We start from the raw sequence: 22,238 nt of genomic DNA, 5'->3' as shown, positions 1-22,238 counted from the left end.
CAACACAGAGGACGTTGCCGGTGACGGCCCGCGCGCGGTGACTCGGCGACGGACTCCGGGATCCCCTTCTCCCACACCAGCAGACGTGTCGAGCACGGAAAACTAGTTACTCGAGCCAACTATACAGTCGGTCAGAACAAGGTCATCGGGCCGGTCGGCGCTGGTTCGGGCAGTGGTTCGAGGTCCGGCACCCGCGCCCGGACCTCGTCGTGGAAACGCCGGGCCAGCACCAGTGATTCGGCGTTGTCGGGCGTATGGATGAAAACGGTCGGCGAGCGGCCCTCCCGCAACCACCCGGCGACGATCTCCAGCCAGGGCAGCCAGCCCGCGACGGTGGCCGCACTGTCGTCGCGGCCGTGATACCGGACGATCGGGTATTCGGTGAGGGCCCGGGTGCGTCGCGGCAGGCGCGGCTTCTTCGACCACGCCTCGCGCTCCCCCGGACTCTCCGGCCGGGCCGCGAACAGCGTGGTGGTGTCGAACGGCAGCCACTCCGCGTCGCGGCGGCCCAGGATGTGTTCCAGCCGCGCCGCGGCCCGCTCGTCCTCGAAGAAGGCGCGATGACGCACCTCGACGGCGCAGCGGTACTGCTCCGGGAGATGCCACAGCAGGCTCGCCAGCGCGCCGAGTTCGCCGGGCCCGAACGACGCCGGGAGTTGCACCCACAGGGCGTGCGCTCGCGGGCCGAGCGGTTCGATGGCCGAGAGGAATTCGCGCAGCTGCTCGTCGGCGCCGGACAACCGCCGTTCGTGGGTCACGGTTTTCGGCAGCTTCACCACGAACCGGAAATCCGGCTCGGTCTGCGCGGCCCAGGCGCGCACCGTATTCGGCGCGGGCGTCGCGTAGAAGGTGGTGTTGCCCTCCACCGCGTTGCACCAGCCAGCGTACGCCCGCAGCCGTTCCTTGGGATTCGGCTGCCGGTCCGACCAGGCCGCGTGCGTCCACTGCGCACAACCCACGTGAAGCCGCATGCGGTCGAGCCTAATCGGCGCAGTCGGCGTAGCCGTCCCCAGTCCGCGCACGGCCGGAGCGAATGCGGAGGTACGCCTAGTCGGCGCAGTCGGCGTAGCCGTCCCCAATCCGCGCACGGCCGGAGCGAATGCGGAGGTACGCCTAGTCCGGGGGACCGACGGATCAGTCGCGGGCCGCCTGGAAGAACAGCGCATGGTCGCCGTAGTCGACCAGCGGTCGTGCCTGTCCGGCCTGGCGGATGCCGCTGGTAGGCAGGTGGGTGAGCTTGGCGAACATCGCGGTGTTGCCGAACGCGGAGCGCACCTGGGTCTCCGAGGCGTAGTCGGCCCCGTAGTCGGCCAGCGTCGCGAAGTCCAGCGGCGACAGCGGGGCCTCCAGCGGCGGCTGCCCGGCGGGACGGCCCAGCGCCGCGTACTGAGTGGCGACACCGTCGACGTACCAGCACAGTTCGTAGGACACGTCCTCGGTGGTGTTCACCGCGATCACCGGCCAGCGCTGCGAAAGGTGTTGCGCCAGTGGATGTCTCCCGACCGGAGTGAGTTCCCAGTACAGGCTCATCACCGAGATCCAGCTGCCGCCCGACCGCTCCACCAGCACCACGTCGTTACCCAGGCGCTCGGCCAGGTTGAGTTCGGGATCGGGCATGTGCCAATGGGTTTCGTGCACCCCCTGGAAGGCCGTGCTGTCGGCCGGGCGGGCGCCGTCGGCCTCGTAGGCCGCGATCACCGCCGCCCGCACCTGGGCCAGCGCGTCGGGCGCGGCGCACCGCACGCACAGCGCGCCGAAGGAACTGCCGATCTCGACCGGCTTGGACGGCGGATCGGCCAGCGCGCCCGCGGCCAGCGGCTTGAGCCCGACCAGGCCCAGCTTCCAGTTGATCTCCTCGATCGTGGTCAGGTCGCCGGAGGTCTGGTACAGGATCTGCTGCTGGGTCAGGTAACTGGCCCGCTCCAGCGAGGGGCATTCCAGCTTGACCAGCGCCGCGCGGGTCTTGCTGGTGAAATCGACGTCCTCGATGCGGGTGTCCCGCAGCCGTGCGGTCATCGCCTGCGTGGTCCACGCGGAGTAGCGCTCGCGGTACATGGCCAGCGCCTGCTTGCGCGGGCGGCCGATCATGAGCGTGCGCAGCAACATGTTCAGGCTGGCCAGGTAGCGTCCGGACTGCTCCGGATCGGTCGAGAACAGCCCGGCGCGGATGCGCACCGCGTCCGAACTGGCGCGCACCGCGGTGTCGGGATCCAAGCGGCACAGCCATACGCCGCATTTGGACAGGCCGTCGGCGCAGACCCCGGCCGCCGCCGGATAGCGTTGCGCCACTTGGTGATACGCGTCGCAGGCCTGCCGGATGGTGGAGGTCGCCAGCTCCCGGTGCCCGATGGTGCGCGCGGCCTGCTCGAACAGCCGCAGCGCCTCCTGGACCTGCCCGGCGAACTGCGCGGTAACGTGCCCGCTGGTGAGCCAGCGCAGCCGGATCAGTACGGCCTCCTGGGCCGGCTCCAGCGCCGCCGGCGCGCGGTCGCGACCCGCGCTCTCTTCCTTCGTGGCCAGAAAAGCCCGGGCCAGATCGCACAGCGAGGTGGCGAGGCGCAGGTCGGCCTCCGACGTTCGTTCCGAGGCGGCGGTCCGTCTGTCATCGGATACCCGCTGCTCGATGGCGCTCAACTCCATCGCAACCTCAACTCCCGCATCACCTTCCACACACGGTCGTCGAGCGGCCGCATCTGCCGAGCCGAGTCTGCCATATAAACCCTCCGACCGAGGACCGGATGGTACGGACACGATGCGGACATCGGCGCAGCCGTGACGGCGTGTCGCCACCTGCGGAATTCGATCACGACCTGACGTGGCGGAACGTGCCGACGATAATGACTACCGCCGCGGGAACGAATACCCCCATGGGGGACAGCGATTCCAGTGACAGACCGATTCAGGGGAGAAAGAGGTATGGCAGTGGCTCGTGCAGTGCGGCCGGTCGTCAGGACCGGCGGGGAGGTCGCACAGCCCGACGAGACCGATTCCTATCAGGAGCGGCTCGCGAAATATTTTCCGATCGAGACCAGCGGCGCGTATCTGGCCGCGTCGCCGGCGGTCACGGGGATGACCACGGCCCACACCATGGAACGCACCGTGTGGATGCTCGTGATCTGCGTGACGTTCGGGGTGGGCACGATCGTCCTGCTGCTGCGGCAGTATCCGGCCTCGGTCTATCGAAACCGGTGGTTACCCATCGGGTTCGGCCTCGGCGCGTACCTGATCTGGGTGTACTCGCTGGGCTCGTTCCCGGAGGAACTGCATTTCTACAGTCCGATCGCGGCGGTGGTACTGCCGATCCTCTACGGATTCGGGGCGAACTTCAGCCCGTCCCACGCCGGGGTCCAGCCGGAACCGGTTCCGGCGACCTGATCACTTGCGGAGCCGTTCCGCCTGCACCCGAAGGCCCAGCCCTTCGACACGAAGAGAATCCGTGTTAACTTAAAGCGGAATCTCGAATCAGTGATCGGAGTGGCTATGACCTCGGCAGTGATCGTCGACGTGGTCCGGACCCCGTCCGGCAAGGGCAAGGCCGGCGGCGGGTTGTCGCAGGTGCATCCGGCGACGCTGCTGGCCGGGGTGCTGGCCGAGCTGGCGTCCCGCAACGGGCTGGACCCGGCGCAGATCGACGACGTCGTCACCGGCTGTGTCACGCAGAGCGGCGAGCAGGCGTTCAATATCGGCCGCACCGCGGTGCTGGCCGCCGGATTCCCGGAGGCGGTCCCGGCGACCACGGTCGACCGGCAGTGCGGATCCAGCCAGCAGGCCGCGCATTTCGCCGCCCAGGGCGTCATCGCGGGCGCCTACGACATCGCGATCGCCTGCGGCGTGGAGTCCATGAGCCGGGCCCCGATGTTCTCCAACGGCCAAGGGGCGGACGCCAACCGGGGGCCGATCGCGCACCGGTATCCGGACGGCCTTGTCCAGCAGGGTATTTCGGCGGAGATCATCTCGGCGCGCTGGAAGCTGGACCGGAATACGCTGGACGCCTTCGCCGCCCGGTCACACCGGCTGGCCGCCGAGACCGCGGCGTCCGGTGGTTTCGCGAACGAACTGCTGGCCGCGGGCGAGCTGACCGCCGACGAGACGATCCGTCCGTCGACCACCGTGGAGAAGCTGGCCGGGCTGAAGCCGGCCTTCGCCGACGACGCCGTCCACGCGCGCTTCCCCGAGATCGAATGGTCCATCACCCCCGGCAATTCCTCGCCGCTGACCGACGGCGCCTCGGCCGCGCTGATCATGAGCGAGCAGGCGGCGAACCGGCTCGGGCTGCGGCCGCGGGCCCGGTTCCACTCGTTCGCGGTGACCGGTGACGATCCGCTGCTGATGCTCACCGCCGTCGTCCCCGCCACCCGCAAGGCGCTGGCGCGCGGCGGCCTGTCGATCGGCGATATCGACGCCTACGAGGTGAACGAGGCCTTCGCGCCGGTGCCGCTGGTGTGGGCGCACGAACTCGGCGCGGATCCGGAGCGGCTGAACCCGCGCGGCGGCGCCATCGCGCTGGGCCACCCGCTCGGCGCGTCGGGCACCCGAATCCTCGCCACGCTGGTCAACCATCTGGAGCAGACCGGCGGCCGATACGGCCTGATGACCATGTGCGAGGCCGGCGGCCTGGCCAACGCCACCGTCATCGAACGGCTCTGAGCGGATGGACGGAAAGCGCAGCGCCCTGGTCACGGGCGGTTCCCGCGGTATCGGCGCGGAGATCGCCCGGCGGCTGGCGGCCGAGGGCCACACGGTGACCATCGCCGCGCGCACCGCCGACACGCTGGAGCGAACCGCGCAGCGGCTGCGGTCCGAGACCGGCGGCGAGGTGCACCCGGTCGTGGCGAACATGGCCGATCCCGATCAGGTCGCCGCGCTGGTCGACGCGCACGCGGACCGCTGCGGCGGCATGGATCTGCTGGTGCTCAGCGCGGGCACCGGGACCGCGAGCCCCGTCGCCGAGATGACCGACCGGGCGCGCGAGCGCATGCTCGACGTCAACTTCCGCGCGCCGCTCACGCTCATCCGGGCCGCGCTGCCGCTCCTGCGGGCGAGCGCCGCCGCGGATCCACACCGGGGCGCGAAAATCGTTGCCATAGCGTCGATTACAGGCGTCGCCGGAGAGCCGGGCCTGGCCGCGTACGGCGCGACCAAGGCCGCACTCATCTCCCTGTGCGAGACGGTCTCCCTCGAGGAGTCCGCCCGCGGCGTCAGCGCCACCGCCCTCTCCCCCGGCTACGTCGACACCGACATGAGCGCCTGGAAACACGGCGACCTCGCCCCCGACGCCATGCTCCCCACCGCCGACATAGCCGAACTCGTCCTGGCAGTCTCCCGCCTCTCCGCCCGCGCCGTGGTGCCCAACATCGTCGTATCCCGTGCGGGAGACCAACTCTGGCGCGCGTGATTCCGGCCAAAAGCGTGCCGGAAACATGGTGGTCTACAGTGCCGTATCCCGCGACCCCACCCACCCATTTCCCGGCGTGCTTTTGGCCGGGAACCACACTATCCCGGAATAAAGCCAGTGCCCCGGGAGGTTGCGCCGGGCATGACGATCACCGAGCACCCCGGATACGAATGGACCTCCGTCGCCGAGACGCCCGTGCGCGAGATATTCCCGGGCATCCGGGTGCGGCTGCTGTGGTCCGGGGAGAACGGGGCGAAGGCCGCTGTGCTGGAGATGGATCCGGAGACGTCGTGGGAGGGCATCGACGAGCACTCGCCCGGACCGGAGGAGGTGTTCGTCGTCTCGGGCACGTTCAACGACGGCTTCCGCGACTACCCGGCCGGGTCGTTCATCCACGCACCGGCCGGCTCCTCCCATGTGCCGCAGTCGACGACGGGTTGCACGCTGTTCCTGTTCTATCCCGAGGGCTGACGGGAAGGCAGGGGCGCTACGCGTCCTGTGGCGCAGCCACCTTGGCGAGCAGGTCGGCCGCCTCCTGCTCGCCGAGCACACCCTCCAGAGTGAGATCGCCCGGCAGGTCCGGGAAGAACCGGCCGGCCGGGAAGTGGTGGGGGAACGGCCGCTCGTCGAGGACCAGCACGCGGGCCCCGTCGAGCACGGGAATGTCCGACGGCGTGCCCTCGTACCAGACGCGGCTCCCGTCCGGCGCGTGGAACAGGAAGGTCCCGGCGGACGGGACCATTCCCTCGGCGTCCCGGCAGCAGGCGGCGGCCTCGGCGGAGGGCGGCTCACCGGGAAGGTGACCGCCGCCGACGAGGATGTCGCCGAGCAACGTGTCCAGCTGGAAGTTGTCACCGATGCCGTTCATCCGCAGCCGGTAACCGGTTCCGGAGTCGCGGTGCAGCACGACGAGCGGTTCGTCGTCCAGGACCAGCAGCAGGTAACCGAGGCTCTTGTCCCACCGGTCGGCCACCTCGCCGAGCCCGTCGTTCTGCTCAATCAGGAATTCGCGGCGCTCGGCGCCCAGTGCCGCCCGCGCGTACGGCTGCTGCAACATCGCGAGCCCGGCCCGAATCCAGTTCTCGCGCTCGTACCAGGCCACCACGACCTCGGGATCGAGTTCCAGCAGGCCGTCGGGAATCTCGGCCTCCGGATCCGGCAGTTCCCGGCCGGACGCCGCGGTCCAGGATTCCGCGAATATCTTGGCGTAGCAGAGGTTCTCGGTGAGATTGCGGAGCACCGGCTGCCAGCAGCCCGCCACATCCGCACCCCTCTCCACGCACGCGCCGATGAGGATCGCGATATGCGGCCGCCCGCCGATCGGCACCTCGTCGAGTACGTCGGCCAGGCGCGGACCGGCCTGCGCGATATCGCCCGGCGCGGCGTCGGCGAAGGCGTTGCCCAGCCGCTGGTGGGCGTCGGCCATGGCGTCGAGATCCTTGCCCGCCACGGCGCCTTCGAAATCGGTCAGAGCGTCCAGAAATTCACTTGTCCCCGGGGTCACGGTCGGGCACGTTACCACCCGGCCGTCGCCGACCCGCCAGTTGCGGGAATGTCGCCCCAGCGGATATCCGATACCGGTAATCCGCTGGGGCACAATGCTATTCGTCGGTCGAATCCGGAAAGGCCTGCTGCCGGTACCCGCCTCGTAGCGTGCCCTCCAGATACGCCGTCCGGCAGGCCCGCCGCGCGATCTTGCCGCTGGAGGTGCGCGGGATCGAGCCCGCGGGCACCAGCAGCAGATCCCGCACCGTCACGCCGTGCCGCGTGGCGATGGCCGCGCGTACGGTCTCGGCGATCGGCTCGGTATCGAGTTTCGCCGCGCCGCTGCCCCTTTCGGCCACGATGACCAGATGCTCGCTGCCGGATCCGGCGACGGGCGACTCGTCGGCGCCGACCGAGAACGCCGCCACGAATCCGGGCCGCAGCGCCGTCGACGACTCCTGCGCCGACAGCTCGAGATCCTGCGGGTAGTGATTGCGCCCGTCGACGATCACCAGATCCTTGACCCGGCCGGTGATGTACAGCTCGTGATCGTGGTAGACGCCGAAATCACCGGTGCGCATCCACGGGGCGTCCGGCGCGGTGCCCTCGGCGTGGCTGCTCTGCTGACGGGAGGCGAGGCGGTTGTGGAACGTGGCCGCGGTCTCCTCCGGTCGGTCCCAGTACCCGATGCCCATATTCTCGCCGTGCAGCCAGATCTCGCCGACCTCGCCGTCGGGCCGCTCGGCGCCGGTCTCCGGGTCGACGATCACCGCCCACTGCGAGCGGGCGACGTATCCGCACGACACCTGCGCCACGGCGTTCTCCGCATCCGGATCCACCTCGACCATGCGCCCGGCGTTCAGCTCGCCGCGGTCGACGTACACGACCTTGGCCTCGTCGTCGCGCCTGGTGGCCGAGACGAACAGTGTCGCCTCCGCCATGCCGTAGCACGGCTTGATCGCCGTCTTCGGCAGTCCGTACGGCGCGAACGCGTCGTTGAACTTCCGCATCGACGTCACCGACACCGGCTCGCTGCCGTTGATCAGACCGATCACATTCGACAGGTCCAGTTCCTCGCCCGCCTTGGGCCGGCCCCGGACCGCCGCGTGCTCGAACGCGAAATTCGGTGCGGCGGCGTAGGTTCCGGCACCGTCGGAGTGCGCGGCCAGTTCCTTGATCCACCGGTACGGCCGCCGCACGAAGGCGCTGGGCGACATGATGGTGATGAACTTGCCGCCGATCGCGGGCAGGATCACGCACAGCAGGCCCATATCGTGGAACAGCGGCAGCCATGTGACGCCGCGCGTGTCCCACTCGATGCCCAGCGCATCGATCATCTGCAGCAGATTCGTGCCCACCGCGCGGTGGGTGATCTCGACACCGGCCGGGGTCCGGGTGGAACCCGAGGTGTACTGCAGGTAGGCCACGCTGTCGACATTGATCTCCGGCTCGGACCAGCCCGCGCCGACGCTGTCGGGGATCGCGTCCACGGCGATGATCCGGGGCCGCTGCGCCGCGGGCAGCGCGCGGAAGAACTCCCGCACCCCGGCCGCGGCCGAACTGGCCGTGAGGATCGCCGTCGGCTTGCAGTCGCCGAGCACCGCGTGCAGGCGGTCGGTATGCCCGGGCTCGTCCGGATCGAACAGCGGCACAGCGATATTGCCCGCGTAGACGGCGGCGAACATGCCGACCACGTAGTCCAATCCCTGCGGCGCCAGAATCGCCACCCGGTCCCGCGGCCGCGTCACCTGCTGTAGTCGCGCCGCCACCGCCCGCAATCGCACACCGAACTGACGCCAGGTGAGTTCGTGATACTCACCGTCGCGTTCGCGTGAATAGTCGATGTAGCGGTAGGCGAGATCGTCCCCGTTCGCCGCGCTGTGCTTGTCGACGAAATCGATCAGGGTCGCGTCGCCCAGGATCTTGATGTTGCCTTGCTCGTCCAGATAGTCATCGAAGGTCTCGCCGATCATTCCCTATCCTTTTTCACGCACGCACCCGAGGTCGTGCGATGACACCGAACACAGATCGACACCGAAGCACGAACACTAGCAGGCGCCTCGGCCAGGCTCGCTCAGTATCGGCCGAATGCCAGAGACACGTTGTGGCCGCCGAAACCGAACGAATTCTTCACCGCATAGTCGATCCTTCCCGACCGGGCCTGCCCGCTCACGACGTCGAGGTCGATCTCCGGGTCGAGCTTCTCGAGATTGAGCGTCGGCGGTACGACGCCGTCACGGATCGACATCACCGTGAGCACGGCCTCCAGCGCGCCCACCGCGCCGATCGAGTGGCCGAGCGCGGATTTGGGAGCGTAGACCGAGGCGTGGTTGCCGATGGCCGAATTGATCGCTTTCGCCTCGGCCGTATCGCCGATCGGCGTGGCGGTCGCGTGGGCATTCACATGCGTCACATCGTTTTTCGCCAGGCCCGCCGTCTCGAGGGCGCGGGTGATGGCGCGCGCGGCGCCCTTGCCCTCCAGATCGGGCGCCACCAGGTGGAAGGCGTCGGAGGTGACCCCGGCGCCCATCAGCCGCGCGTGGATGGTGGCGCCGCGTGCCCGGGCGTGCTCCTCGGTCTCGATCACCATCATCGCGCCGGCCTCGCCGAAGACGAAGCCGTCGCGGTCGGCGTCGAACGGGCGGGAGGCGCGCTTGGGCTCGTCGTTGCGCGTGCTCATCGCCCGCATCATGGTGAACGCCGCGATCGGCACCGCCTGGATGGAACCCTCGACGCCGCCGGTGACCACCATGTCGGCGTCGCCCATCACGATCATCTTCCAGGCGTTGGCGATCGCTTCGGAGCCCGACGAACACGCCGACACCGGCGTCGTGATGCCTGCCTGCGCGCCCAGTTCCACCCCGACCACGGCGGCGGCCCCGTTCGGCATGATCATCTGGATCGCGAGCGGCGTCACCCGCCGGTATCCGGCGTTGTGCATCTTCTTCTTGACGTCGAGAAGCATCTCCGCGCCGCCGAGTCCGGTGCCGATGGACACCCCGAGCCGCTCGCGGTCGACCTCCGGGCTACCGGCGTTGCGCCACGCCTCGCGGCCGAGTACCAGCGCCATCTGCTCGACGTAGGACAGCCGGCGGGTCTCCTCGCGGGAGAGGTTCTCCGCGGGCTTGACCTTCAGATGCCCGCCGATGCGCACCGGCAGCTCGAACTGGTCGATGAACGTGTCCTCGAGAACGTCGATTCCGCTCTCGCCGTGGAGCAGCCCCTTCCAGGTCGAATCCACATCCCCGGCGAGCGACGTGGTCGCGGCCAGGCTGGTGACGACGACGTCGGGGTACCTGCGACTGGAACTCGTCATACTCGACTCACTTTCAGTGGCGACACTGCGGGGGCAACACTGCGGCGAATACAAGCGATAGCGAAATCACGATGCCGAACGGTCTGTAAGCCAACCGGTTCCACACCGCCGGCGAGGTCACCCAAGCCTCTTCAGCAGGAGTTCGGTCCTCTTTAATGCGACGCACCCTCCCGCCTCGAGTGCCCAGCCGAAGCGGGTCTAGATTATCGAGGCGAACCCGACCGGATCGGCTGCGGGATTCACAGCAATCCGATCGCTAATGCACTGTACCGGTTTCTTTCCGCAACGTCTCACCCGCCGATCCACATCGAGGAAGGGCATCACCGTGGCCAGGAACCTCACCCAGCTGGAATTGCTGCTCGAACTCGAGCCGATCGCCGAGCAGAACGTCGACCGGCACCTGTCGATGGCCAAGACCTGGCACCCGCACGACTACGTACCGTGGGACGAGGGACGCAATTTCGCGGCGATGGGCGGACTCGACTGGGAGCCCGGCCAGTCCCGGCTGGGCGAGGTCGCGCGCGCGGCGATGATCACCAATCTCCTCACCGAGGACAATCTGCCCTCCTACCACCGCGAAATCTCCGAGAACTTCTCGCAGGACGGCGCCTGGGGCACCTGGGTCGGCCGCTGGACCGCCGAGGAGAACCGGCACGGCATCGTGATTCGCGACTATCTGGTCGTGACCCGGGCCGTGGATCCGGTGGCGCTGGAGCGGGCGCGCATGGCGCATATGACCAACGGCTACAGCGCGATGAAGCTGGTCCGCGAGAGCGGCCGGGCCAGCGCCGCCGACCTGGCCGACACCGGATTCCTGCACTCGGTGGCGTATGTGACCTTCCAGGAGCTGGCGACCCGCGTGTCACACCGCAATACCGGCAAGGTCTGCGACGATCCCGTCGCCGACCGCATGCTCCAGCGCATCGCGGCCGACGAGAACCTGCACATGATCTTCTACCGCAACCTGTGCGGGGCCGCCCTGGATCTCGCGCCGGATCAGGCACTCCAGGCGATCAGCGATATCGTCCGGTACTTCCAGATGCCGGGCGCCGGCATGCCCGACTGGCGCCGCAACGGCGTGCTGATGGCCAAGCACGGCATCTACGATCTGCGCCAGCACCTGGAGGAAGTGGTGATGCCGGTGTTGCGGAAGTGGAATGTGTTCGACCGCAACGACTTCACCGCGCGCGGCGACCGCATCCGCAACGAACTCGGCGAGTTCCTCGAGAAACTGGGCCAGGACTGCGTGAAATTCGAGGAGCAGCGCGACCGGGCACTGGCCCGCGAGGCCCGCAAGCGAGAGTTGGTCAGCGCCAAGGGCTGACTGACAGCCACCCCCAACCGTTCCCGGCCGCCCATCATCGTTTCCCGGCATGCTTTTGGCCGGGATCCTCGTCACACCCCCCACCGGGAATCGACCGCCCCCGCAAGCGGACTCACCGCCTCCGCTCCCGATTCGCGCCGCCCCTCGGATCGTTCGCCGTACACCCGTCCGGTTCTACCGCGCCCGTGGCATTTCCGCCGCTCGGGAGCCGTTTTTCCGGCCCTCAAAGGTATTTCCGTAGTGGCCGCTCAGGATCGAATTACACGCTCGAGTTAGCTGGCGAACGCGGCCGGGCGGGCGTCTGCGGCGGGCGCACCGGCGTAAGAGACTGCCCCTCCTAGCATTTCGAAATGGTCTCACAGCGCAACAGCGCCGCAGAACACATTGCCAGGAAATAGCCGTTAGGTGCACACTGGAGGCATGACAGCTCTACCCCGCGCCACTCACGCCACGACCCGCGATTCCGTGGCGATGATCGGTGCACCCAATGCCTCTGTGCACGTCGAATTCCGCGTCTCCGATCCCCAGCGTTTGTCGAAGGTCCGCGAGGCCCTGGCCCGGATCCACGCCGGCAGCCGCTGACCGAAGGAGACCGGCTCGCACGCACAGACTCGGTACCCGGACGGGCGCGGCGCCACCGGGTTCCGACCGATGCGGTCTGCCGCAGGACAGTCCCCGAATCTCCCGGCCCGGCGATCCCCTCCCCGGGCCGGGTTTTTTCTGCCCGTGGGTAATGCCTTGCAGAGCACGGGTTTACACACCCGGGTCGGCGGAACGCCCTAGCCTGTGACGATCGGCGTCAGATAGGTGCGCGCGAAATCCGACAGCTCCGCCTCGGTGCGCAGCCGCACCGCGCCCTCGGGGGCGAGCACCATCGAATGCACGACACGGCACACGATCTCGGCACGGGTCAGCAGATCGGGCGCCGGGGCCAGCAGGCCCTTGTCCACGACGGCGCGCAGCGTCGTGGCCGTCGCCGAGACCGACATTGCGAAGGTGCTCCCGACCTCGGCGGTGAGTTTCATGACGACCCGTTCCGGCTCGACCGCCAGCATGCGCTCCACGAGCGGATTGGTGCGCCAGCGGGTGACGACCGTGACGAAGATGTCGCTGACGAGATCGGCGATATCGTCGTGCCGGTCGGGGATCTCCGCGATCTCGCCGAGAACCGTGGCCACCTCGCGGTTCATGACGGCCTGGACGAGGTCGTCGCGCGACCCCAACCGGCGGTACACGGTGACGCGGTCGACCCCGGCCTGGCGCGCGACATCCTCGATCGTCGTCTTCTTGACGCCGACCTTCTGGAACTGGACGAGCGCGGCGTCCAGAATGCGCGTCTCGATGTCTTCCGTCGCATCGTCGCGGCTCAGCAGGGTTTTCGATGCGGTGACCACGATGTCAACGGTAGCAGGATCGACACCTGCTGCAACAAATCCGAGCTATTTGTGGTCGCAACATTGCAATGGAATTTGTTGCGATGTACGTTCGGACCATGGTTGAGCAGCCCGCAGCGGCAGAGCACCGCTATCGCGACGAGGCACATGCGATCCACGCGCGGGACGTCCGCTTCGATTTCGAATCGGTCCCGATGCATTACATCCCGGGTGAGGTGCTGGCCACCCACATCGTCAATGTGATGCATCTGGTCCTGCCGGAGGGCGAACGGGCGATGGCGCAGGCCCTCGCCGAGGCACTGCCGCAGATCGACGACGAGCGCCTGCGGGAGGCGGTGCGCGGATTCGTCGGTCAGGAGACCATGCACGCCAGCAGCCACGAGGCCGCGCGCAAACATCTGCAGGCCATCGGCCTGGACGTCGAGTCCTATATCGAGAAGATCGCCTGGCTGGTCGATCGGATCCTGGGTGTGCGCGGCCTGTCCGGCCGCGCGGAACAGGAGTGGCTGAAGGAGCGGCTGGGCCTGTTCGCCGGTATGGAGCACTACACCGCCGTCTTCGGCGAATGGCTGCTCAACGCCGACGTTCTCGAGGCCAAGGGCATGCATCCGGCGATGCTGGACCTGGTCCGGTGGCACGGCGCCGAGGAGGTGGAACACCGCAGCGTCGTCTACGACGCGTTCATGCACGTCGACGGCAGTTACGCGCGCAAGGCGCGGACCGGGATCCTCGCCGCGGCGACCCTGCTGCCGCTGTTCATCGTCTCCACGGGCTACCTCTATCGCCGGGATCCCTCGCCGGACAAGGGCCGCTTCTGGGGGCTGCAATTCCTCGACGCCACCCGGCGCGGCGTGATCCCCAGCTGGACGGTATTCCTCACCGAACTCCCCCGCTACCTGCGGCCCGGATTCCATCCCTCGCAGCTGGGCTCGATGGACAAGGCGCTGCGGTATCTGGCGCATTCGCCCGCGGCCCGGGCGGCCGACCACTGATGTACACCGCGATGGTGGCCGAACCCTCGCCGAGCCTGCGCCTGCTCGGCGGCGCCATGGACCTGTACAAGCGGGTGTTCGTCAGCGGACCCGCCGCGCCCCTGCTGTCACGACCCAACCCGTTGCGCCGCAACGGTTTCGATCTCGGCGTGGTGATCGATACCGTCGAGCGGCAGGCCCCCGACGTGGTCAGCGTGACATTGCGCGACCCGGCCGGGCGGCCCCTGCCCGCCTGGCGGCCCGGGGCGCATCTGGACGTCTTCCTGCCGTCCGGGCGGCAGCGGCAGTACTCGCTGTGCGGCGATCCGGACGACCGGTTCCGGTACCGGATCGCGGTGCGCCTGATCCCCGGCGGCAGCGGCTCCCGGGAGGTGCACGAGGAGCTGTCGGCGGGCGACCGGATCCGGATTCGCGGGCCGCGCAATGCCTTCACCTTCGTCGACGCGCCGTCGTATCTGTTCCTCGCCGGCGGGATCGGCATCACGCCGATCCTGCCCATGGTCAAGGCCGCCGGATCGCGGGGACGGCTCGTCTACACCGGACGCTCGCGCGCGACCATGCCGTTCCTGGACGAACTGCCGGACGCCGACATCCGCCCCGACGACGAATACGGCGCACCGGATGTGGCCGAACTGATCGCCACGGCGAAACCTGGTGCGGCCGTGTATGTCTGCGGTCCGCCGCCCATGCTGACCGCCGCGCAGCGGTCCATGTTCACATTGAATCCCACCGGCTCGCTGCACACCGAGCGGTTCTCGCCGCCGCCCGTCGTCGACGGCAAGGAGTTCGTGCTCACCCTGGCGCGCACCGGAACCACCGTCCGGGTCGGCGCGGACGAGACGGCGCTCACCGCCATCCAGCGGACCGTGCCGGACGTCGCCTACTCCTGCCGGCAGGGCTACTGCGGCACCTGCAAGGTGCGCGTCCTCGCGGGCGCCGTCGACCACCGCGACCACACCCTCACCGACACCGATCGGCGCGACCGGATGCTCGTATGCGTCTCCCGCGCCGACGACGACGAAGTGGTTCTCGACCTGTGATCGAGACGCGATCCCCGCAGGAGGTACGCCGATGACGGCGTCGACGACAGTGCGCGGCAGCGCGACGACATTCGAGGTGCGCGATCCCGCGACCGGCGAGGTGGTCGGGACCTACCCGATACAGGAACGGGCCGAGGTGGACGCGGCCGTCGCCGCGGCGCATCCGGCCGGACGATGGTGGGCCGCACTCGGTTTCGACGAGCGCGCCCGCCGGCTCGACGCGTGGCGCGGCGAGATCGCCCGGGGCCGAGCCGAACTCGCCGACCTGATCAATCGGGAGATGGGTAAGCCGGTCGCCGACGCCAAACTCGAGATCGCCATGGCCCTGGAGCATCTGCGCTGGGCGTCCCGCAATGCCGCGAAGGTACTCGGGCGGCGGTCGGTGCGGCCGAGCCTGCTCACCGCCAATCACGCCGCGGCGGTGGAGTATCTGCCGTACGGCGTGGTGGGCGTGATCGGCCCGTGGAACTATCCGATCTTCACGCCGCTGGGCTCGGTGTCGTTCGCGCTCGCCGCGGGAAATGCGGTGGTGTTCAAGCCGAGCGAGTACACCCCCGGGGTCGGCAGGTGGCTCGTGGACGCGTTCGCCCGGGTCACCCCGGAGCTGCCGGTCCTCCAGGTCGTCACCGGCCTCGGCGAGACCGGAAACGCGCTGTGCCGCAGCGCCGTCGGCAAGATCGGCTTCACCGGTTCGACGGCCACGGGTAAGCGGGTGATGGCCGCCTGCGCCGAGAATCTGACACCGCTGCTGATGGAATGCGGCGGTAAGGACGCGCTGATCGTGGACGCCGACGCGGATCTGGACGCGGCCGCCGACGCTGCGGCCTGGGGCGGGCTGTCCAATGCCGGGCAGACCTGTCTCGCCGTGGAGCGCGTCTACGTGCACGCGGCCGTGTACGACACGTTCGTCGCCACACTGGTCGCGCAGGCGCGCGCGATCGAGGCCGGAACCGCGGACGCGAAGCTCGGCCCGATCACCATGCCCAAGCAGGTGGAGGTCATCCGCCGCCACATCGAGGACGCGATCGCGCTCGGCGCCCGGCCGCTGCTCGGCGGAATCGACGCCATCCGCGGGCAATTCGTGCAGCCGACGATCCTCGCGGACGTTCCCGAGGACGCCGCCGCCATGACCGAGGAGACCTTCGGTCCCACGCTGACCGTCACCCCGGTGCGCGATATGGACGAGGCGGTGGAACTCGTGAACGCCGGATCCTACGGGCTCGGCAGCACGGTGTTCTCGCGCCGCCACGGTGAGCGGATCGCGGCGCGGATCCGGGCGGGCGGGACATCGATCAACGCCTTCGTCGCCCATGCCACCATTCCGACCCTGCCGCTCGGCGGGGTGGGCGGTTCGGGCTTCGGCCGGGTGCACGGGCCCGACGGGCTGAAGGAGTTCGCCTACGCCAAAGCCGTTACCCGGCAGCGGTTCCCGTCCCCGCTACCGCTGACCACCTTCCGCCGCAGCGCCCGGATCGACGCGGTGGTCGATGTATTGGTGGCCGTTCTGCACGGGAGGTCGCGCTGATGCCGATCGAACACATCCATATCGCCGTCGTCGGCGCCGGATTCGGCGGCATCGGCCTGGCGGTGAAACTGCGCGAGGCGGGTTTCGAGGATTTCGTGGTGCTGGAGCGCGCCGACGACCTCGGCGGAACCTGGCGCGCGAATACGTATCCCGGCTGTGCCTGCGATGTGCCGTCGCAGCTGTACAGCTACTCCTTCGCCCCCAATCCGGACTGGTCGCGCACCTACGGCGGGCAGCGCGAGATCCTCGAGTATCTTCGCGGCGTCGCCACGGAACACGATGTGCTGCGGCACATCCGGTTCCGGTCCGAGCTGCGGGACGCGCGGTGGGACGAGGAGCGGTCGGTCTGGTGTGTGGAGACCACGCGCGGGGCCCTGACCGCCGACTTCCTCATCTCGGCCACCGGGATCTTCGCCGAGGCCAAGTATCCCGACCTGCCCGGCCTGGAATCCTTCGCGGGCAAGGCCTTTCACTCGCTGCACTGGGACCACGAGCACGATCTCACCGGCGAGCGGGTCGCGGTGATCGGGACCGGGGCCTCCGCGGTGCAGTTCGTGCCGGAGATCCAGCCGGATGTGGACAAGCTGCTGCTGTTCCAGCGGTCGGCGCCGTGGATCGTGCCACGCATGGACCGGCCGACGCTGCCGCTGGAGCGCACGCTGCTGCGGCGAATCCCGCTGGCGCAGCGGGCGGTTCGCGGCGGGTGGTATGCCGCGATCGAGGCGTTCGGCCTGATCTCGCTGGTCGATCAGCGTTTCCGGCATCCGTACGAGGCGCTGGGCAAGCTGCAGTTGCTGCGCCAGGTCCGCGATGTGGCGCTGCGCAAGACCCTGACGCCGGACTACGTGATCGGCTGCAAGCGGGCCATCTTCTCCGACGCCTACCTACCGGCGCTGGATCAGCCCAATGTCGAGGTGCTCACCCAGGGCATCGCCGAGGTGCGGCCGCGATCGATCGTGCTGCGTGACGGCACCGAGCATCCCGTCGACACGATCATCTTCGGCACCGGATTCACCCCCATACCCACTGCCTACGAACGTTACGTCGGAAGTGGCGGGATGTCGGTGGCCGAGCTGTATCACAAACGGCCGCAGAGCTATCTGGGCGTCGCGGTGTCGGGATTCCCCAATTTCTTCATGACGCTCGGGCCGTTCGGCGCGGCCGGGAACCAGTCGGCGATCTACATGATCGAATCGCAGATCGCCTACATCGTCGAGGCGCTGAAGATGGTGCGGCGCAGCGCCGCTCGCCGGGTCGAGGTGCGGCCGTACGTACAGGAGGAGTTCCTGGACGAGATGACGCGGCGCAGTTCATCCAGCATCTGGCTCACCGGCGGGTGCACGAGCTACTACACCACGCCCGACGGGTTGAACGCCGGGCTGTATCCCAATTGGAGTTTCGAATACCGGCGGCGCACGAGCCGGTTCGATACGAGGTCGTACGAGGTGGCGCGATGAAGGGTCTCTTGTCGTCGATTCCGTTCGGGTCCACGGCCGAGCGACTACTCGATTCGTTTGCCGCACCGCGGTATTCGGTGGAGGGCAAGGTCGTCGCCATCACCGGCGCGGGCCAGGGCATCGGCCGCGAACTCGCGATCATGCTGTACCGGCGGGGCGCGTCGGTCGCGCTCATCGATATCGACAAGGACGCCGCGTCGGCGGTCGCCGATCGGCTCGGGGTCCGCGCGGCGGCCTTCGCGGCGGATGTGGCCGACCGCGAGGCGATGCGCGAGGTGATCGGCAGCGTCACTGAGGATTTCGGGCGGTTGGATGTCGTCGTCGCCAATGCCGGTGTCGTGCCGACGCCCGCGACGTTGCGGACGATGGACGGCAGCGACTTCGACCGTGTGCTGGGTATCAACCTGACCGGCGTGTTCAATACCGTGCACCCGGCGCTGGATCACGTTGTCGCCGCCGAGGGGCACGTCGTGGTGATCTCCTCCTGCGCCGCGTTCGCGCCCGGTATGGCCGGGTCGCCGTACATGATCAGCAAGGCCGCGGTGGAGCAGCTCGGGCGCGCGCTGCGTGTCGAACTCGCCGCCGTCGGCGCCAGTGCCGGTATCGCGTATTTCGGCGTGGTCGAGACCGAGATGACGCACGACACGCTCGATCGCGACGACCTGGGCCAGGCCCTCGCCGGCCTGCTGCCCTGGCCGCTGAATGTGCGCATCACCGCGAAACAGGCGGCGGAGGTCGTCGCGGACGGCATCGAGCGGCGGGCCGCGCGCACCATCGCCCCCGGCGGGTGGGAGGCGTACGCGCTGCTGCGCGGGGCCATCAACGTGGTTCTCGACAACCGGCTGGCACGCGATCCGCGCATACACGAATTGGTCCGCAAGGTGGAGGAGCGCAGGCGTGGATAGTCGGCTCGAGCACATCAGGTTCGATACCCTGTGCGCCGCTTTTCAATACAATGCCGCGCGGCAGCCGGACGCGGTCGCCCTGCGCACGCCCGGCGATGCCGCCACGCTCACGTGGCGCGAATACGCCCGGCAGGTCCGCGATGTCGCGGCGGGCCTGGCGGCGCTCGGCGTGCGGCGCGGGGACACCGTGGCGCTCATGATGGCCAATCGTCCCGAGTTCTATCCGCTGGAGGTGGGCGCCCAGCATCTCGGCGCGGCGTCCTTCTCGATCTACAACACGCTGCCTCCGGAGCAGATCGCGCATGTGCTCACCAATTCCGGTGCCCGGGTGGTGATGTGCGAGCCGCGGTACGTGGATCGGTTGCGTGCCAGCGGTGCCGCGCTGGACCGGATCGTCTGTGTCGACGAGGCGCCCGAGGGCACGCTGCCGGTCGCGGACCTGATCGCTTCCGGCGCGGACGATTTCGACTTCGAGGCCGCCTGGCGTGCCGTGGGCGCCGAGGACGTGGCGACGCTCATCTACACCTCGGGGACGACCGGTGCGCCGAAGGGTGTCGAAACCACCCATGCCAACCTGCTTTTCGAGTGCTATTCCGTCGAGCTGGTGCTGGGTATCCGATTCGGCGACACCATGACCTCCTATATGCCCTCGGCGCATATCGCGGATCGCTTGACCTCGCTGTACTTTCAGGAGGTCTTCGGTACCCGGATCACCTGCGTCGACGATCCGAGCCGCATCGGCCCGGCGCTCGCCGACCTGCGCCCCACGATCTGGGGCGCCGTGCCGCGGGTGTGGGAAAAGCTGCGCGCGGCAATCGATTCCGCCGTCGCGAGCGAACCGGAGGCCGTCCGTAAGCCGCTCGAATGGGCGCTGTCGGTCGCCACCCGCTACGCGGAGCACCGCATCTCCGATCAGCCGATTCCGGCCGACCTCCAGGCCGAGTGGGCCCGCGCCGACGAACTGGTGCTCTCGGGCCTCCGCCGCAAGCTGGGGCTCGACCAGGTCCGCTGGGCCCTCTCCGGCGCGGCCCCGATTCCCCGCGACACCCTCGTCTTCTTCGCGGGCCTCGGCATTCCCATCACCGAGATCTGGGGCATGTCCGAACTGACCTGCATCGCCAGCGTCAGCCACCCGTGGGACGCGAAACTGGGCACGGTCGGCATGCTGCTGCCCGGTATGCGCGCCCAGGTCGCCGCCGACGGCGAACTCCTCATCCGCGGCCCGCTGGTCATGAAGGGCTATCGCGGCGAACCGGAGAAGACCGCCGAAGCCGTCGACGCGGACGGGTGGCTGCACACCGGCGACGTGATCACGGTCGACGACGCCGGCTACCTCACGGTGGTGGACCGTAAGAAGGAACTCATCATCAACGCGGCGGGGAAGAATATGTCGCCGTCGCATATCGAGAACGCGATCAAACCGGAGTCGGCGCTCATCGGGGCTGTCGTCGCGGTGGGCGACGGCCGTCCGTACAACACGGCGCTCGTGGCGCTCGACCCCGACGCCGCCAAATCCTTTGCGACGCAACATCAGCTGCCCGATTCTTCTTCGGCGGCGCTGTCGGTGGACGATGCCGTCGTCAAACAGATCGCGGTCGGAATCGGCGCGGGAAACGCGAAACTGGCTCGGGTGGAACAGATCAAGCGTTTCCGAATCCTGCCGGTGTCCTGGGAACCCGGCGGCGACGAGATCACCCTGACCATGAAGCTGAAGCGCCGGGTGATCGCGGAGAAGTACGCGAGGGAGATCGAGGAGTTGTATTCCGCGGAACCGGCCGAGGACGTGCACAGCCCCGCCTGAGGAACGGCTGGTACACGACGCCCGTGTTGCAAATGTCCCCACCGCGCTGTAGCAACACCCGGGTGCGTCTGAATCTCCCTTCGAGGGCAACCCGGCCCCTACTCCTGCTAGCCCTCTCCGTCGCCGCCACCGGAGCAGGACTCGTCACCGCCTGCACCGCCAGCACTCCCCAAGCACTCCCCGAGAGCACCCCATCCACGAGCGCCCCCGCCCCACCTTCACCGATCCCCCGACCAACAACGCCTCCGCACCCCTCGAAAACAACGCCCCCGCCGCCGAACCACCACCCCCGCCCCCAACACCCGAACCCACCACAGCCCCTCCCGCACCCCCGCCACCACCACCCGCCCCGACATCCAAACCGGCCCCCACCACGTCCAAGCCCGCCCCGAACGTCTATTACAAGTCCTGCAAGGAAGCCAAGGCCGCAGGCGCAACCCCCCTCCACAAGGGCCAGCCGGGTTATCGAGCCGGGCTCGACGGAGACAACAACGGCATAGCCTGCGAGAAGTAGGGCGTCATGACCTGGCCACCGCACGAGGCCGAGGAGCGGCCCTGGCCCACGAGGACGGCGTAATCGCCGTCGCTCGCCTCGAAGCGGGCTTCGGCGAGCATCTGGTACCTTTCCGCGACTTCCTGCTGTGCTGCGAATCCGTCGCCTCGTCCAAGATCGAGCACGTCGACGCGGGCTGGCGAGCATTCGCCAAAGCGGTCGCCGGTGGCAACGCGAGCGCTGAAGCCAAATCCCAGCACGCCGCGGTCAAGGCCCTGATCGCCATGGTCGACACCGCGGGCTCAGGACCGATCACCGTCTCAGCGCTACTCGATGCACACGAGATCCTGATGGCCCCCGACTACTACACCGCCCGGGATTCGGGCCGGTTCCGCGACGCCCAGAACTGGATCGGCGGCAGCGACTACACACCGATCGACGCGATGTTCGTCCCGCCACCCCCGGACCTCGTCCCCGAGCTGATGGACGACCTGCTGACCTTCGCCAATCGCACAGATCTGCCCATCCTGGCGCAGGCCGCGATCGCACACGCGCAGTTCGAGTCGATACACCCCTTCACCGACGGCAACGGCCGCATCGGCCGCGCACTGATCAGCGCCGTACTGCGCAGGAGGGGTTTCACAAAGCGCGTCACGGTGCCATTGGCATCGGCCATGCTCGCCGACACCCGCCGATACTTCACCCAGCTGGACAGCTACCGCGACGGCGACGCCGACTCTTTCGTGGAATACGTCGCCCACGCGACCATCCATGCCAGCGAAGCCTCCCAGGACTCCGCCCGAGCACTAGCGGAACTACCGGCCCGCTGGAAGTCGGTCGCACGCCCGCGAGCGAAGTCCGCCGACGAGACCCTGCTTTCCGCCCTCCTCGACACCCCGATCTTCAATGCCGATACCGCACAACGCATTACAGGCGCCACCGAGAGCAGCACATACCGTGCTCTCGCCCGACTGACCGAAGTGGGCATCCTCGAGGTCCTCTCCGCCAACAAACGCAACCGCATCTGGGCCGCCGTCGACGTTCTGGCGGAACTGGATGCGCTCAGCGCGGCGATCGGCAAGCGGACCATCGACCACCTCGGGTGAGCCGC

The 22,238-nt window shown here is 68.6% G+C and carries 19 protein-coding genes and 1 pseudogene; 14 read left to right on the top strand and 6 right to left on the bottom strand.

Translation table 11 applies throughout. The features are described 5' to 3' along the window. Positions 1-131: 131 nt before the first annotated feature. Both ON41_RS08620 and ON41_RS08615 read right to left on the bottom strand, forming a co-directional pair. Entirely contained in the window at positions 132-971 is an 840-nt protein-coding gene (locus ON41_RS08620; RefSeq protein ID WP_040746710.1) for a DUF72 domain-containing protein, read from the bottom strand. A 163-nt stretch (positions 972-1,134) separates the two neighbouring features. Continuing rightward, positions 1,135-2,640: a hypothetical protein gene (locus ON41_RS08615; protein WP_040746709.1), complete on the bottom strand. Its 1,506-nt coding sequence runs from the start codon at positions 2,638-2,640 to the stop codon at positions 1,135-1,137. A gap of 276 nt (positions 2,641-2,916) precedes the next feature. Between ON41_RS08615 and ON41_RS08610 the strand changes: the two genes are divergently transcribed. From ON41_RS08610 to ON41_RS08595, 4 genes are all read left to right on the top strand, one after another. Beyond that, complete coding sequence (locus ON41_RS08610; protein ID WP_157185408.1) at positions 2,917-3,375, top strand: hypothetical protein; 459 nt, start codon at positions 2,917-2,919, stop codon at positions 3,373-3,375. 105 nt (positions 3,376-3,480) lie between these two features. Further along, the gene (locus ON41_RS08605) at positions 3,481-4,647 is read left to right on the top strand and encodes a thiolase family protein (RefSeq protein ID WP_040746705.1); all 1,167 of its coding nucleotides are present in this window, start codon (positions 3,481-3,483) and stop codon (positions 4,645-4,647) included. Positions 4,648-4,651: 4 nt separating this feature from the next. Then, the gene (locus tag ON41_RS08600; RefSeq protein WP_040746703.1) at positions 4,652-5,395 is read left to right on the top strand and encodes an SDR family oxidoreductase; all 744 of its coding nucleotides are present in this window, start codon (positions 4,652-4,654) and stop codon (positions 5,393-5,395) included. Positions 5,396-5,536: 141 nt separating this feature from the next. Next, complete coding sequence (locus tag ON41_RS08595; protein WP_040746701.1) at positions 5,537-5,866, top strand: cupin domain-containing protein; 330 nt, start codon at positions 5,537-5,539, stop codon at positions 5,864-5,866. A gap of 16 nt (positions 5,867-5,882) precedes the next feature. Here the strand turns inward: ON41_RS08595 and ON41_RS08590 are convergent, their stop codons facing one another. The 3 genes from ON41_RS08590 to ON41_RS08580 form a co-directional block, all read right to left on the bottom strand. Beyond that, on the bottom strand, positions 5,883-6,899 hold the full coding sequence (locus ON41_RS08590) for a hypothetical protein (protein ID WP_040746880.1): 1,017 nt from the start codon (positions 6,897-6,899) through the stop codon (positions 5,883-5,885). Between the two features lie 97 nt (positions 6,900-6,996). Further along, positions 6,997-8,853, bottom strand: coding sequence for a long-chain-fatty-acid--AMP ligase FadD32 (gene fadD32, locus ON41_RS08585; protein ID WP_040746699.1), 1,857 nt, complete (start codon positions 8,851-8,853; stop codon positions 6,997-6,999). A gap of 101 nt (positions 8,854-8,954) precedes the next feature. After that, positions 8,955-10,196, bottom strand: coding sequence for a KasA/KasB family beta-ketoacyl-ACP synthase (locus tag ON41_RS08580; RefSeq protein ID WP_040746697.1), 1,242 nt, complete (start codon positions 10,194-10,196; stop codon positions 8,955-8,957). Positions 10,197-10,521: 325 nt separating this feature from the next. Here ON41_RS08580 and ON41_RS08575 point away from each other — a divergent pair, with 325 nt between their 5' ends. Both ON41_RS08575 and ON41_RS41445 read left to right on the top strand, forming a co-directional pair. After that, positions 10,522-11,520, top strand: coding sequence for an acyl-ACP desaturase (locus tag ON41_RS08575; RefSeq protein WP_040746695.1), 999 nt, complete (start codon positions 10,522-10,524; stop codon positions 11,518-11,520). A 420-nt stretch (positions 11,521-11,940) separates the two neighbouring features. Beyond that, positions 11,941-12,102: a hypothetical protein gene (locus ON41_RS41445; protein WP_157185407.1), complete on the top strand. Its 162-nt coding sequence runs from the start codon at positions 11,941-11,943 to the stop codon at positions 12,100-12,102. Between the two features lie 197 nt (positions 12,103-12,299). Here the strand turns inward: ON41_RS41445 and ON41_RS08570 are convergent, their stop codons facing one another. Beyond that, positions 12,300-12,914 (bottom strand): TetR/AcrR family transcriptional regulator, encoded by a 615-nt coding sequence (locus ON41_RS08570; protein ID WP_040746693.1) that lies wholly within the window; start codon positions 12,912-12,914, stop codon positions 12,300-12,302. 98 nt (positions 12,915-13,012) lie between these two features. Between ON41_RS08570 and ON41_RS08565 the strand changes: the two genes are divergently transcribed. The 8 genes and pseudogenes from ON41_RS08565 to ON41_RS40110 form a co-directional block, all read left to right on the top strand. Then, positions 13,013-13,906, top strand: coding sequence for a metal-dependent hydrolase (locus ON41_RS08565; RefSeq protein WP_040746691.1), 894 nt, complete (start codon positions 13,013-13,015; stop codon positions 13,904-13,906). Between the two features lie 56 nt (positions 13,907-13,962). Further along, entirely contained in the window at positions 13,963-14,946 is a 984-nt protein-coding gene (locus tag ON41_RS08560; RefSeq protein WP_246829482.1) for a PDR/VanB family oxidoreductase, read from the top strand. 31 nt (positions 14,947-14,977) lie between these two features. Then, a complete protein-coding gene (locus ON41_RS08555) occupies positions 14,978-16,471 on the top strand; it encodes an aldehyde dehydrogenase family protein (RefSeq protein ID WP_040746687.1) in 1,494 nt (497 codons plus the stop codon). Continuing rightward, positions 16,471-17,928 carry a flavin-containing monooxygenase gene (locus ON41_RS08550; protein ID WP_040746685.1) on the top strand — a complete coding sequence of 486 codons (1,458 nt, stop codon included), beginning with the start codon at positions 16,471-16,473 and terminating at the stop codon, positions 17,926-17,928. The genes ON41_RS08555 and ON41_RS08550 overlap by 1 nt, the downstream gene beginning before the upstream one ends. Next, entirely contained in the window at positions 17,925-18,833 is a 909-nt protein-coding gene (locus tag ON41_RS08545) for a short-chain dehydrogenase/reductase (RefSeq protein WP_083905220.1), read from the top strand. The genes ON41_RS08550 and ON41_RS08545 overlap by 4 nt, the downstream gene beginning before the upstream one ends. Beyond that, positions 18,826-20,634 carry a fatty acid--CoA ligase FadD11 gene (fadD11, locus tag ON41_RS08540; protein WP_246829475.1) on the top strand — a complete coding sequence of 603 codons (1,809 nt, stop codon included), beginning with the start codon at positions 18,826-18,828 and terminating at the stop codon, positions 20,632-20,634. Before ON41_RS08545 ends, fadD11 begins: the two co-directional genes overlap by 8 nt. A gap of 151 nt (positions 20,635-20,785) precedes the next feature. Then, positions 20,786-21,148, top strand: a complete 363-nt coding sequence (locus ON41_RS40115; RefSeq protein WP_083905235.1) for an excalibur calcium-binding domain-containing protein — start codon at positions 20,786-20,788, stop codon at positions 21,146-21,148. 38 nt (positions 21,149-21,186) lie between these two features. Next, positions 21,187-22,233, top strand: a pseudogene (locus ON41_RS40110) (Fic family protein); the annotation flags it as partial. Positions 22,234-22,238: the final 5 nt, after the last annotated feature.

It is taken from the genome of Nocardia transvalensis NBRC 15921 (assembly GCF_000308875.1).
Taxonomy (GTDB): Bacteria; Actinomycetota; Actinomycetes; order Mycobacteriales; family Mycobacteriaceae; genus Nocardia; species Nocardia transvalensis.
The sequence above is the reverse complement of the archived record's forward strand: the minus strand, read 5'-3'. Positions and strand labels throughout refer to the sequence as shown.